Source organism: Pseudomonas sp. VA159-2 (assembly GCF_024126635.1).
Classification (GTDB): domain Bacteria; phylum Pseudomonadota; class Gammaproteobacteria; order Pseudomonadales; family Pseudomonadaceae; genus Aquipseudomonas; species Aquipseudomonas muyukensis.
In genome coordinates this window covers 196,745-210,350 of sequence record NZ_JAMYBV010000003.1, presented here as the reverse complement: position 1 = coordinate 210,350, position 13,606 = coordinate 196,745, and the positions used below count along the sequence as shown (strand labels likewise).

The window sequence follows — 13,606 nt, the reverse complement described above, 5'->3', positions numbered from 1 at the left end:
GGCGCTCAGCGGCGCAACCAGGCGGCGCACCGGCGGGTCACCCAGGGCATGATGTAGAACACCACCGGCAGGATGACGAACAGGTTGACGATCAGGTTGCCGCTGATCGGGCCGCCCAGGCCTGGGTAACGGGCGAACAAGGGTGCCAGCAACGACGGGATGACCAAGGTCATCGGGCAGATCACCAGGTAGGTCAGCAGCGCCTGCTTCCAGCGCGGCGGTTGCGCCGTGCCCTGGCTAGGCGGGGTGAACCAGAACTCTGGGTCGTCGTGCACCTGGGTGTGGTCGCCATCCTCCAGCAGCGGCAACACTTCGCCGACCAGCGCCTGGCGTTCGGCCGAATTGACCCAGGCCTGCAACTGCGCGGCGTCGGCGAAGCGCACCACGGTGGTGAAGTGGCGGCCGCCGTCTTGCGGGCGAATGACGTTGACGTCCAGGTGCCCAGGCTGCTGGCGCGCGGTGGTCACGGCGCGCTGGAGCCAGGTTTCGTAGTGCGCCAGCGCCTGGGCACGGACCTTGTGCTGGATCACCAGCGTGACGACGTTGCGGTTGCCTTCGGTTGCGGTGTTCATCGCTGACATTCCCTGGAGATGAGCTGGCCTGCATCCACTGTGCAACGGCAGACGAGCGCAGGATTGGACGGGTGTGCTGCCTTGCCTGGCGCCGCTGCGGCGCCAGGCGGGCAACGCCTTATTTACCGGCGGTCAGGGCGTTGTAGCTGGTGATCAGGTTGCGGTAGTCGGGGATGTGGTTGGAGAACAGCGCCGCCAACCCCTCGACGTCGTTGCGCCAGTCGCGGTGCAGCTCACAGGCCACGCCGAACCAGGTCATCAGCTGCGCGCCGGCCTGGCTCATGCGGTTGTGGGCGGCGTCGCGGGTCATTTCATTGAAGGTGCCGGAAGCGTCGGTGACCACGAACACCTCGAATTCCTCTTCCAGGGCCGCCAGCGCCGGGAAGGCCACGCACACCTCGGTGACCACGCCGGCGATGATCAGCTGCTTCTTGCCGGTGGCCTTCACCGCCTTGACGAAATCTTCGTTGTCCCAGGCGTTGATCTGGCCCGGGCGGGCGATGTAGGGAGCGTCCGGGAACAGTGCCTTGAGCTCGGGTACCAGCGGGCCGTTGGGGCCTTGCTCGAAGCTGGTGGTGAGGATGGTCGGCAGGTTGAAGTACTTGGCCAGGTCGGCCAGGGCCAGCACGTTGTTCTTGAAGCGGTCCGGCTCGATGTCGCGGACCAGGGACAGCAGGCCGGCCTGGTGGTCGACCAGCAGTACGGCGGCGTCGTCTTTGTTCAGGCGGTTGTATTTGAAGTTGTTCATTGCCGGTGCTCCTTGAGTTTCGATCTTCCGTGGGGTGGGTGTTTCGCGTTGATGGGAGAAGATTAAAACCAGCACCTTTGTGACGGTAGATAGTGAAATTTGGCTTTAGCGTTCTGTTTTATGAACGATAGATTGGCATTGCCTGTTCTGGCCTTATCGCGGGGGAACCCGCGATTGCGATACCCGCATCCAGTCATTGCCTGGCTCGGTAACCTGCTCTATTACTACCCACAACCCCCCCGCCCCGAGACCACCATGCTGGCGTTCATCCAGTCATACCCGCTGTTGTTCGGTACCCTGCTGATCCTGCTCGACCTGCTGCTCTGGCAGTTGATTCCGCTACACCGTCGGGCCTGGCGCATCGCCACGCGCCTGCTGTTCTTCCTGGCGTTCAGCGCGGTGCTGCTGGCTGCCGGCATGAGCCCGCTGCAACCGCCACCCTGGGCCGACGATGTCACGCGCAACCTGCTGGCCACGGTGCTGGCGATCGGCTGGTGGCTGTTCGCCGCGCGCACGGTGACCGTGGTCTTCGGCCTGCTGCTGGTAGCCCGCGGCAGCCACGGCGGGCGCTTGTTGCAGGATGTGCTCGGGGCGTTGATCTTCCTCGCCGCCATCGTCGCGGCGGCGGCCTATGTGCTGCAGTTGCCGGTCAAGGGCTTGCTGGCCACATCGGGGGTGATGGCCATCGTCATCGGCCTGGCGTTGCAGAGCACCCTCAGTGACGTGTTCTCAGGCATCGTGCTCAACACCACGCGGCCCTACCAGATCGGCGACGCGATCTCCATCGACGGCACCGAGGGCAAGGTGGTGGACATCGACTGGCGCGCCACCCGCTTGATCACCGCCAGCGGCAGCCTGGCGGTGGTTCCCAACTCGGTGGCGGCCAAGGCGCGACTGCTCAACCACAGCCGCCCGGCCGACCGCCATGGGGTGACGGTCAGCGTGGTGGTACCGGCCAAGGTGCGGCCCAAGCGGGTGTTCGATGCCCTGGAGAAGGCCTTGCAAGGCACCAGCGCGTTGCTGCCCTCGCCCGCGCCCAAGGTCACGGTGAAGCTGTCCACCCTCGAATCGGTGGAATACGAGGCCAGCGGCTTCGTCGCCGACATGGCGCACAAGACCGAGGTGCGCAACCAGCTGTTCGACCTGGCCCACCGCCACCTGGAAGCCAGCGGCGTGATGTGGAACGTCGACCTCGCCTTGCCCCCGCGCAGCCGCCAGCGCGAACTGCTGGACGAGGTGCGGGTGTTTCGCTCGCTCAGCGGCGAGGAGCGCGATGCCCTGAGCCAGCGCATGACCGCGGTGGAGTACCTGGCCGACCAGGTGATCCTGGGGATCGGCGACCACTCCGAACACTTGCTGGTCATCGGCAGCGGGGTGATCCAGGCCTCGATCCGCAACGGCGACAAGTTGCTGGAGGCTGGCCGCATGGGGCCGGGCGAGGTGCTGGGGGTGGAGGGCATCGTCGATGAAAACGACTCGCTGGCCGAGTTCCGCACCCTGACCAGCTGCCTGCTGTACCGCATCGAGAAGGACCAGGTGCGCAGCTGCCTGGCGCAGCGTGGCGAGGTGGAGTCGGCACTGGTCAAGTTGCAGCGGTTCCGCCAGCTGAGCCGCGAGTCGCTGCTGCTGCAAAAGCCGCCGCAAGTGAAGAAGGGCGGGTTCCTGAGCTGGTTGCACAAGTAGCCTGGCACGCACTACGCCCCCCTGTGGGCGCGCCAATGCCGACTACAGGACGACCCGCAAGCACTGCCCGGCGTGATACAGCGAGAACCCCGACTCGTAGAACGCCGTGCGCAGCGAGGGCGCGCTCACCGGTTTCATCGGCGAGAACGGAATCGGCAGGTGCTGCGGGTCGTCCTTGAGCAGGAACTCGGCGAACGCCCGGCCGATCACCGTGCCGGTGGTATTGCCCCGGCCGTTGTAGCCGGTCACCGCCACCAGCCCCGGCGCCGGCTCGAACAGGCGCATCAGGTGGTCGGGGGTGAAGTCGATGCAGCCGGTCCAGTGCATCTGCCATTCGACCTTGCCCAATTCAGGGTAGTAATGGCTCTGGATGCGGTCGGCCCAGCTGCGCACGAACCACGCCGGCTTGTTGTCGACCCGTCCCAGGCTGCCCAGCAACAGGCGGCCCTGATCGTCGCGGCGGATGCTGCTGAGCACGGTGCGGGTATCCCACGAGCCCTGGCCATGGGGCAGCACCTTGTCGGCGGCGGCGCCGTGCAAAGGTTTGGAGGCCACCTGGTAGTAGTAGCCGCGGAAGAAGTGCTTCTGCAGGTTGCTCCAGTCGCCTTCGGTGTAGGCGCCGGTGGAGATCACCACCTTGTCGGCGCGCACCGAACCACGCCCGGTCATGACTTGCCAGGCGGCGCCGTCACGGGCCAGGCCTTCGACCGCCGACTGCTGGAACAGTTTGCCGCCGAGTCGCTCCACGGCAGCGGCCAGGCCCTGGGTGTAGGCCATGGGGTTGATGGTGCCGGCGCGGCGGTCGAGCAGCGCCGCGGCAATCTTGTCGGTACCGCAGTATTCCTGGCATTGCGCCCCGGTCAGCAACTCGACGTCGGCGCCTCGGCGCGTCCATTGCTGGTGGCGGGCTTCCAGGTCGGCGATGCCGGTGGCGTTGTGCGCCATGTGCAGGGTGCCCTTGTGCTGGGCCTGGCAGTCGATGCCCAGACGTTCGATCATCGCGAACACCTCGGCCGGAGCGCCGCCGAGCACCGTGTTCAGGCGGCTGCCCTGCTTGTGGCCGAGGGTCGCCTCGACGTCGTCGGGGCGGATCCAGGTGCCGGCGTTGACCAGGCCGACGTTGCGCCCCGAGCCTCCATGGCCGACCTTCCAGGCCTCCAGCAGGATCACCGACTTGCCTTGCTCGAGCAGGTGGATGGCCGCCGACAGCCCGGTGATGCCAGCGCCGATCACGCAGACATCGGCCTTGTGCTCACCGGCCAGGGCCTGGGCGCTGACGCTCGGCTGGGTGATGTGTTCCCACAGACATTCTTGACGCAGTTCGGACATGGCCCGGCTCCAGCGATATTGTTCTTTTTTGTGGCCCTATCGCCGGCAAGCCGGCTCCTACAGGGTGTGCGATCCCCTGTAGGAGCCGGCTTGCCGGCGATCCGGGGGCAAGGCCCCCGGCCATCGTGCATCAATCGAAAACGATACCCTGCGCCAGCGGCAACTCGCGCGAATAGTTCACGGTGTTGGTCTGTCGGCGCATGTAGCCTTTCCAGGCGTCCGAACCCGACTCACGGCCACCACCGGTCTCCTTCTCGCCGCCGAACGCCCCGCCGATCTCCGCACCGCTGGTGCCGATGTTGACGTTGGCGATGCCGCAATCGCTGCCCGCGGCGCTCTGGAAGCGCTCGGCCTCGCGGATGTCGGTGGTGAAGATGCACGACGACAGGCCTTGCGGCACTTCGTTGTTCAGGCGCAGGGCCTCTTCGAAGTCGTCGTAGGCCAGCACGTAGAGGATCGGCGCGAAGGTCTCGTGGCGCACCACCTCGCTCTGGGCCGGCATCTCGACAATGGCTGGCGACACGTAGTAGGCGTTCGGGTACCGCTCGGCCAGCTGGCGCTCGCCACCGAATACCTGCCCGCCTTCGTCGCGGGCCTTGGCCAGCGCGCCCTGCATGGCGTCGAACGACAGCTTGTCGATCAGTGGGCCGACCAGGTTGTCCTGGCGCGGATCGCCGATGCGCACCTTGGCGTAGGCGGCCTTGATCCGGGCCACCACCTCGTCCTTGATCGAACGGTGCACGATCAGTCGGCGCAGGGTGGTGCAGCGCTGGCCGGCGGTGCCAACGGCGGAGAACAGGATGCCGCGCACGGCCAGGTCCAGATCGGCGCTGGGCGCCAGGATCATCGCGTTGTTGCCGCCCAGTTCGAGGATGCTGCGGCCAAAGCGCGCGGCCACGCGGGGGCCCACTTCGCGGCCCATGCGGGTGCTGCCGGTGGCGCTGACCAGCGGCACGCGCGGGTCGTCGACCAGGGCTTCGCCGGCTTCACGGCCGCCGATCACCAGCTGGCTGAGGCCGGCCGGGGCGTCACCAAAGGCTTTCAGGGCCTTCTCGAACAGCGCCTGGCAGGCCAGGGCGGTGAGCGGGGTTTTCTCGGACGGCTTCCACACCACCGCGTTGCCGGCCACCAGCGCCAGGGCGGTGTTCCACGCCCACACCGCCACCGGGAAGTTGAAGGCGCTGATCACCCCGACCACCCCCAGCGGGTGCCAGGTTTCGCGCATGTGGTGGCCCGGGCGCTCGGAGGCGATGGTCAGGCCGTACAGCTGGCGCGACAGACCGACGGCGAAGTCACAGATGTCGATCATCTCCTGCACTTCGCCCAGGCCTTCCTGGGTGATCTTGCCGGCTTCGATGGACACCAGCTCGCCAAGGTCGGCCTTGTGCGCACGCAGCACTTCGCCGAACAGGCGCACCAGCTCGCCGCGACGTGGCGCCGGCACGCTGCGCCAGGCTTCGAAAGCCTGTTGGGCCTGGTCGATGCGGGCTATGGTGTCGGCCTTGCCGAGCAACTTCACCGCGGCGATCTGGCTGCCGTCGATCGGGGTGTGAACAGGGTAGTCGCCCTGGGTGTAAGCCGCGGCGGTAACGCCAAGGCGCTCGAGCAGTCCAGCAACCATTGTGCTTCTCCTTTCATCGGGTGAAGGGTTGGAAAATGACGTGGGTCAGTATTAATCCGATTACACAGGTGCAACAAACGACCTTTATTCCGCATATCATTCCGGCAGGTAATGATTTCAGCCGCCGAGACCCTTATGTCCAAACGCCTGGTTCCCTCCATGACCGCCTTGCAGTGCTTCGAGGCCGCCGCCCGCCACCTGAGCTTCACCCGCGCCGCCGAAGAGCTGCACCTGACCCAGAGCGCGGTGAGCAAGCAGGTGGCGCAGCTCGAAGAGATGCTGCGCCACCACCTGTTCCTGCGCATCCGCCGGCGCCTGCAACTGACCCCCGCCGGCGCCTTGTACCTGGCCGAGGTGAACAAGATCCTCACTCAGGTCGACATGTCCAGCCGCTACGTGCTCACCTACGGCACCCAGACTGAAGTATTGAAAGTCGCCACCCAGCCGAGTTTCGGCGTGCGCTGGTTGATCCCGCACCTCAAGGGCTTCGGCAAGCGCCACCCGAACATCCACCTGGACATCCGCAACGAAATGGAGCCCTTCGCCCTGCTGCAAGGGTCGGCGGACGTGGTGTTCTTCTACGGCCAGGGCACCTGGCCGGGGGCGACATGCGTGGAACTGTTCGGTGAGGAGGTGGTAGCGGTGTGCGCGCCTGAGTTGCTGCAGGGGCGCACGCTGCCGGACGCCGGTGCACTGACGGACCTGGTGCTGCTGCAGAGCGCCTCGCGCCCGCAGGCCTGGCATGAGTGGTTCCTCGAACAGGGGCTGCACACCGACAACAGCTACCACGGGCCGCGTTTCGATACGTTCTATATGGCCCTGAGCGCGGCGCAGTCGGGGTGTGGGGTGGCGCTGGTGCCGCGCTATCTGGTGGCCAGGGAGCTGGCCGAGGGCAGCCTGGTGCTGGCCTGGGACCATGCGATGAAGAGCAATGGCGCGCATTACCTGGCGTATGCCGAGCATGCGGCGGAGGTGCCGAAAGTACGGGCGTTGGTGGAGTGGGTTCGAGAACAACTTACGCCTTGAGATGGCCGGGGCTGCTGCGCAGCCCTTTCGCGAAGTACGCGATCCCCTGTAGGAGCGGCCTTGTGTCGCGAAAGGGCCGCACAGCGGCCCCATGGCCCTGAGGTTCGATCAAAAAAGGAATGAAACCCGCACTTTTTTTCGCTTGTACGGCAAGTCCATTCCCAGCTTTCATGTAAGCCTCCTCCATTCACTGCCAGGAAGCTTGCGATGCCCGCCCACGATTTCGTCAGCCCCGACCACATCCGCGCGCAGTTCTCTGCCGCCATGTCGCTCATGTACAAGCAGGAAGTGCCGCTGTACGGCACCCTGCTCGAGCTGGTGAGCGAGATCAACCAACAGGTCATGGCCGCGCAGCCCAAGGTGGCCGAGGCCCTGCGCTGGACCGGCGAAATCGAGCGCCTCGATCAGGAGCGCCACGGCGCCATCCGCGTCGGCAGCGCCGCGGAGCTGGCGACCATCGCCCGCCTGTTCGCGGTGATGGGCATGCACCCGGTGGGCTACTACGACCTGAGTTCGGCCGGGGTGCCGGTGCATTCCACCGCGTTTCGCGCCGTGCACGAGCAATCGCTGCACATCAGCCCGTTTCGGGTGTTCACCTCGCTGCTGCGCCTGGAACTGATCGACAACCCGCAGTTGCGCGCGCTGGCCCAGGGCATCCTCGACCAGCGGCAGATCTTCAGCCCACGGGCCCTGGCGCTGATCGCCCAAAGCGAGCGCGACGGCGGCCTGAACCAGGCCGATGCCGACACCTTCGTGCAGGAGGCGCTGCACACCTTCCGCTGGCACCAGGACGCCACCGTGACCGCCGCGCAGTACCAGCAACTGCACGACCAGCACCGGCTGATCGCCGATGTGGTGGCGTTCAAGGGCCCGCACATCAACCACCTGACCCCGCGTACCCTGGACATCGACGCGATCCAGCTCGGCATGCCGGCCAAGGGCATTCCGCCCAAAGCCGTGGTCGAGGGGCCGCCCACCCGGCGCCAGCCGATCCTGCTGCGTCAGACCAGCTTCAAGGCGCTGCAGGAAAAGGTCGCCTTTAGCGACGCCCAAGGCAGCCATACCGCGCGTTTCGGCGAAATCGAGCAGCGTGGCGCGGCGCTGACGCCCAAGGGACGCCAGCTATACGACCGGCTGCTGGATGCCACCCGTGAGGCCTTGGGCGGCGCGCCGGCGGAGGCCAATGCCGAGCGATATATGGCGCTGCTCGCGGAGCACTTCGCCGAGTTTCCGGATGACCTGGGGCAGATGCGCGAGCAGGGGCTGGCGTACTTCCGCTACTTCGCCACCGAGAAAGGCCTGGCGGCGCGTGGGCAGCAGGATCGCCCGACCACCCTGCAAGGGTTGATCGCGGCCGGCCACGTGCATTTCGAGGCGCTGGTGTACGAGGACTTCCTCCCGGTGAGCGCGGCGGGGATCTTCCAATCCAACCTGGGGGACGATGGCCAGGCCGACTATGGCAGCAACGCCAATCGCGAGGCCTTCGAGGCGGCGCTGGGGCTCAAGGTGCAGGATGAGTTGGCGCTGTATGCGCAGAGCGAGTGCAGGTCGTTGCAGGCGTGTGCGCAGGCGTTGGGGCTGGGGACCCTGTAGGGTTTGAAACCACTGGGGCCGCGTTGCGGCCCGTTCGCGACACAAGGCCGCTCCTACAGGCGAGCGCGTTCCCAGAGTAGGAGCGGCCTTGTGTCGCGAAAGGGCTGCAAAGCAGCCCCAGTGCACTATCTGTGGGTGCGGAACCGATCCACTTCCTGGCGCAACTGCCCTGCCAGCCCTTCCAGCTCGCGGGCCGTCATGGCCAGCTCATTGGCCACATCGCGCTGTTCGCTGTTGGCCTGGGCGATGCTCTGCAGGTTGCGGCTGAGCACCGTCGCGGTGCTGCTCTGTTCCTGGGTCGCGGTGCTGATCACGGCGAACTGCTCGCCCGCCACCCTGCTCTGCTCGTCGATCCGCGCCAGCGCCTCGGCCACCTTGTCGTTGCGCGCCAGGCCCTCCTGCATCAGCTGGTTGCCCTGCTCCAGGGTGTTGATGGCATGCCCGGTCTGCTGCTGGATGCTGGCGATCATCCCGGAGATCTCGTCGGTGGCCTGGCGGGTACGCGCGGCCAGGCCGCGCACCTCATCGGCGACCACGGCGAAACCACGGCCCTGCTCCCCTGCCCGCGCCGCCTCGATGGCGGCGTTGAGCGCCAGCAGGTTGGTCTGCTCGGCGATGGCGGTGATCACGCCGACAATCCCGCCGATCTCCTGGGACCGCGCACCCAGGGTGTCCATCACCGCGGCGGTGCCGCCCAGCGCGTCGGCGATCTGCTTGAGCGAGGCCGACGCTTCGTCCATGGCACTGCGGCCAATACGGGTCTGCTGGGCATTGTCGCGGGCCATGCGCTCGGTACCGGCCATGTTGTCGGCGATGTTCATCGAGGTGGCGCTGAACTCCTCCACCGCGCCGGCCATGCTGGTGATCTCGCCGGACTGCTGGTCCATGCCCTCGCAGGCCCCGGACGACAACCCGGACAACGACCGGGCGCGGCCACTGACCTGGTCGGAGGCGCTGCGGATATGCTCGACCATGGTCGCCAGGGCCTCGCCCATCTGGTTGAAGCTGCGCGCCAGCTGGCCGATCTCGTCCTGGCTGGTGACACTCAGGCGGGCATTCAGGTCGCCCGCGCCAAGGGCTTCGGCCTGGCGCACCAGGTCGCCCAGCGGGCGCAGCTTGCGGCGCAGCAGCCAGAGCGTGGCGGCGACGGCCAGGAGCATGGCCAGCAGGCTGCCGATGGCCAGGCGCAAACCGACGCTCCAGGTGACTTCGCGGATTTCCGCCTTGGGCATGCTCGCCACCACGGTCCATGGGCCTTCGGCGAACGGCGCGCTGACACTGAACAGGTCCTGGTCGGCATTGGCCGGGGGCACCAGCCATTGGCCCTGGTCGTCACGAATGGCCAGGGAGCCGGTCTGGCCGATGCGAAAGCGCTTGAGGTTGGCGAACTGGGCATTCTGCGCATCGGTGTAGTCGAAGCCGACGAACAGCACGGCGATGACCCGGCCGCTGCCATCGCGCACTGGCACGTAGCGGGTCATGTAGTTGCGCTCGAACAGCACCGCGCGGCCGACGTACATCTGCCCGGCCAGCAACTTGGCATAGGCCGGGTGCTGGCGGTCCAGCTGGGTGCCGATGGCGCGGTTGCCGTCCTGCTTCTTCAGGTTGGTGCTGATGCGCACGAAATCGTCGCCGCTGCGCACGAACAGCGTCGCGATCCCGGCCGTCATCTGCTGGAATTCATCGACCACCTGGAAGTCGTTGTTCAACAGCCGCTCGCCCAGGTACAGGGCCGGCGTGGCCTGGCCTGCCACCTGCACGGTCTCGCCAGCGCGCAGCGCCAGGCCCGAGGCGAAGCGGCGCTCGAACAGGCCGCTCAGGCGTTGGGTGTTGTCCTTGAGCGAACCGTGGAAGGTGTCGAGCTGGTCGGCCAGCAGCCGCGCCTCGCTGGCCAGGTGTTCCTGGCGGGTGGCGAGGTTGGCGTCGTCCAGCGAACGCAGGGCGAACAGGGTACTGCCGGTGATCACCAGCGCCAGCACGATGGCGAGGGCGATGCCGAGCTGCGAGGCGATGCGGGCACGCGGTTGAGACATGGGAAAGCTCCTGGCAAGAGGCCGGGATCATCCTGATCACGCAGACCGTCCGCTTCCAATCGACGGGGAATCGCGCCCTCTTCCGGGACGCTGGTGCAACTGGATCGGCTTGGCGGGGGAATACTTGAGCGTGGAGCCTGGATATTCGCAAACCTTTGCCTGGTGCTCGGCGGCCGGCGCCTACCAGGTCGAACGGCTCAATGCTGGGCCGACAGGATCTGCACCGCCGGCAAGTCCATCGCCGCCGCCTCTTCCTGCAAGAACACACTCAACCGGCGCAGGCGCTCGCCGCCCGGTCGGGTCCGTGGCCATACCAGGTAGTAGTCCATGCCGCTGGCCACCGCCGTCGGCCAGGGCAGGCTCAAGCGCCGCCCGGCCACGTCCTCGGCCACCATCAGCAGGTCGCCCATGGAAATCCCATAACCCCGGGCAGCCGCGATCATGCCCAGCTCCAGGGTGTCGAACACCTGCCCGCCCTTGAGCGACACCTTGTCGGTCAGCCCCATGCGCGCCAGCCAAGCCCGCCAGTCACGCTTGTCGGGGGTGGGGTGCAGCAGCTCGATGCCGCACAAGCGCCGTTCGTCCCACGGCGCGTCATCCAGCAGGTCCGGCGCACCGACCGGAATCAACAGCTCGGAGAACAACCGGCGCACCTCCCAGTCCGCCGGGAAGCTACCGTCGCTGAGCAACACCGCGCAGTCGAACGGCTCCTGGTAGAAATCCACATGGTCGACGTCCATCCAGGCGCTGGTCAGTTGCACTTCGTTGCCTGGCTGCAAATGCCGAAAGCGGCTCAACCGCGCCAGCAGCCAGCGCATGGTCAGGGTCGACGGCGCCTTCATGCGCAGGATGTCGTCTTCGCCGCGCAAGGTGTCGCAGGCCCGCTCCAGCGCGGCAAACCCCTCACGCACCCCAGGCAGCAACATCCGCGCCGCCTCGGTGAGTTGCAGGCTGCGGCCGTTGCGCACGAACAGGCGGCAGGCGAAATGCTCCTCCAGCGTGCGAATATGCCGGCTGACCGCACTCTGGGTGATCGACAGCTCTTCCCCGGCACGGGTGAACGAGCTCAGCCGGGCGGCGGCTTCGAATGCGCGCAGCGCATAGAGCGGAGGAAGCTGGCGGGACATGATGCACCTGTCATACGGGGCCAAAACGCGATACCTGGATCATATATCCATGAGTCAAACTCATGCGAGCAATCGCTTTTATCCTTTTGTGCAAAGTTGACCGAGGCTTCAGAATTGCCTGCTCGCACTTTCGCACCATCCAGAAGGACCGCCACCATGCATGTCGCGCCCACCACCGAACTCAAGGCTTTGCTGCGCTTGGCCGGGCCGCTGATCGCCTCGCAGCTGGCGCACATGCTGATGGTGCTCACCGACACCCTGATGATGGCCCGTATCAGCCCGCAGGCCCTGGCCGGTGGCGGCCTGGGCGCGGCCAGCTACTCGTTCGTGTCGATCTTCTGCCTGGGGGTGATCGCCGCAGTCGGCACCTTGGTGGCCATCCGCAAGGGCGCCGATGACACCGAGGGCGTCACCCGCCTGGCGCAGAGCGGCCTGTGGCTGGCCTGGGGCCTGGCGCTGGTGGCGGCGCTGGTGATGTGGAACCTCAAGCCGGTACTGCTGTTGTTCGGGCAGCAGCCCGAGAACGTCGACTCGGCCATGCAACTGCTGACCCTGTTGCCGCTGGCCCTGCCCGGCTACATGACCTTCATGGCCCTGCGCGGTTTCACCAGCGCCCTTGGCCACTCGACGCCGGTGATGGTCATCAGCCTGGTCGGCACGGTGTTCAACTACCTGTTCAACCACGCGCTGATCGAGGGCATGTTCGGCCTGCCCAAGCTGGGGCTGATGGGGATCGGCCTGGTCACCGCGCTGGTGACCCTGGGCATGGCCATTGCCCTGGCGCTGTACATCCGCTGGCACAAGGCCTATGCCGACTACCCGTTGCGCAAGGGCCTGTCGCGCCCTTCCCTGCCGGCCCTGCGCGAACTGTGGCGGCTGGGCCTGCCGATTGGCGGCACCTACATGGTCGAGGTTGGCTTGTTCGCCTTCGCCGCCCTGTGCATGGGCGTGCTGGGCAGCACCGAGCTTGCGGCGCACCAGATCGCCCTGCAGATCGTCTCCACCGCGTTCATGGTGCCGACTGGGCTGTCCTATGCGGTGACCATGCGCGTCGGCCTCTACTATGGCGCTGGCAACCTGCTGGCGGCGCGCAGTGCCGGGCGCGTGGGCATTGGTTTCGGTGCCTCGCTGATGTTCGCCTTCGCCGCGTTGTTCTGGCTGCTGCCCGATAGCCTGGTGGCGTTGTTCATCGATCGCAACGACCCAGCCTTCGCGGCGATCTTCATGCTGGCAGTACAGTTGTTGATGGTTGCAGCGTGGTTCGAGTTGTTCGATGGCGTGCAGACCATTGCCATGGGCTCTATCCGTGGCTTGAAGGATGCCAAGACCACGTTCCTGATCGGGTTGGTGTGCTATTGGCTGGTGGGCGCGCCGAGCGCATGGTTGTTCGCGTTCACCCTTGGCGGTGGCGCTCCGGGTATCTGGTGGGGGCTGGCGCTGGGCCTGGCTTGTGCGGCGGTGGCGCTGACGCTTGGCTTTGAGTGGCGGATGAAGCGGTTGCTGGGCAAGGCCGAGCGGGCGCGGGGGGTGGCGGTTTCGGTTTGAGGGGGTTGGGGATCGTAATGGCGGACAGGTGCCTGGCGATGGTCTTGCAGGGCCCTTGAGATCGAGCGCCGACCGCGCGGCGCATCGCGACGCAAGGCCGCTCCTCCAATTGTTGCAACGTGCCGAACCTGTCAGGCCATGGTTGCCCGCCTTGGTGCATGTCTTGAGACAGGTGGAGCGGCAGTGGTGCCCACGCTGAGACCGCGCCGTACCCACAAGGCGGCCCCGGTAATGGCACAGGATAAATTGGCCCGAAACAGATGTAGGAGCGGCCTTGCGTCGCGATGCGCCGCGCGGGCGGCGCTCGATCGCATAGGCGCTGCAACTGT

At 66.5% G+C, this 13,606-nt stretch carries 10 protein-coding genes; 4 read left to right on the top strand and 6 right to left on the bottom strand.

All coding sequences use genetic code 11. The annotated features are described in order from the left end of the window. Positions 1-5: 5 nt before the first annotated feature. Positions 6-572: an antibiotic biosynthesis monooxygenase gene (locus NJG22_RS04600; protein WP_253092914.1), complete on the bottom strand. Its 567-nt coding sequence runs from the start codon at positions 570-572 to the stop codon at positions 6-8. Positions 573-690: 118 nt separating this feature from the next. After that, positions 691-1,320: an isochorismate family cysteine hydrolase YcaC gene (gene ycaC / locus NJG22_RS04595; RefSeq protein WP_166889905.1), complete on the bottom strand. Its 630-nt coding sequence runs from the start codon at positions 1,318-1,320 to the stop codon at positions 691-693. Positions 1,321-1,575: 255 nt separating this feature from the next. Here ycaC and NJG22_RS04590 point away from each other — a divergent pair, with 255 nt between their 5' ends. Continuing rightward, positions 1,576-3,003 carry a mechanosensitive ion channel family protein gene (locus NJG22_RS04590; protein ID WP_253093085.1) on the top strand — a complete coding sequence of 476 codons (1,428 nt, stop codon included), beginning with the start codon at positions 1,576-1,578 and terminating at the stop codon, positions 3,001-3,003. 42 nt (positions 3,004-3,045) lie between these two features. Here the strand turns inward: NJG22_RS04590 and NJG22_RS04585 are convergent, their stop codons facing one another. Together NJG22_RS04585 and NJG22_RS04580 are read right to left on the bottom strand one after the other, a co-directional pair. Further along, positions 3,046-4,332, bottom strand: a complete 1,287-nt coding sequence (locus NJG22_RS04585; protein WP_253092912.1) for an FAD-binding oxidoreductase — start codon at positions 4,330-4,332, stop codon at positions 3,046-3,048. Between the two features lie 130 nt (positions 4,333-4,462). Next, a complete protein-coding gene (locus NJG22_RS04580) occupies positions 4,463-5,953 on the bottom strand; it encodes an aldehyde dehydrogenase family protein (protein WP_253092911.1) in 1,491 nt (496 codons plus the stop codon). 135 nt (positions 5,954-6,088) lie between these two features. Between NJG22_RS04580 and NJG22_RS04575 the strand changes: the two genes are divergently transcribed. Both NJG22_RS04575 and NJG22_RS04570 read left to right on the top strand, forming a co-directional pair. Then, positions 6,089-6,979: a LysR family transcriptional regulator gene (locus NJG22_RS04575; protein ID WP_217851390.1), complete on the top strand. Its 891-nt coding sequence runs from the start codon at positions 6,089-6,091 to the stop codon at positions 6,977-6,979. A 207-nt stretch (positions 6,980-7,186) separates the two neighbouring features. Next, entirely contained in the window at positions 7,187-8,572 is a 1,386-nt protein-coding gene (locus NJG22_RS04570) for a VOC family protein (RefSeq protein ID WP_253092909.1), read from the top strand. Positions 8,573-8,697: 125 nt separating this feature from the next. Here NJG22_RS04570 and NJG22_RS04565 read toward each other — a convergent pair whose 3' ends face one another. Then, the gene (locus NJG22_RS04565; protein WP_253092907.1) at positions 8,698-10,605 is read right to left on the bottom strand and encodes a methyl-accepting chemotaxis protein; all 1,908 of its coding nucleotides are present in this window, start codon (positions 10,603-10,605) and stop codon (positions 8,698-8,700) included. Between the two features lie 197 nt (positions 10,606-10,802). Further along, complete coding sequence (locus NJG22_RS04560; RefSeq protein ID WP_253092905.1) at positions 10,803-11,732, bottom strand: LysR substrate-binding domain-containing protein; 930 nt, start codon at positions 11,730-11,732, stop codon at positions 10,803-10,805. Between the two features lie 156 nt (positions 11,733-11,888). On the opposite strand from NJG22_RS04560, the gene NJG22_RS04555 reads away from it, so the two are divergent. Next, positions 11,889-13,277 (top strand): NorM family multidrug efflux MATE transporter, encoded by a 1,389-nt coding sequence (locus NJG22_RS04555; protein WP_253092904.1) that lies wholly within the window; start codon positions 11,889-11,891, stop codon positions 13,275-13,277. Positions 13,278-13,606: the final 329 nt, after the last annotated feature.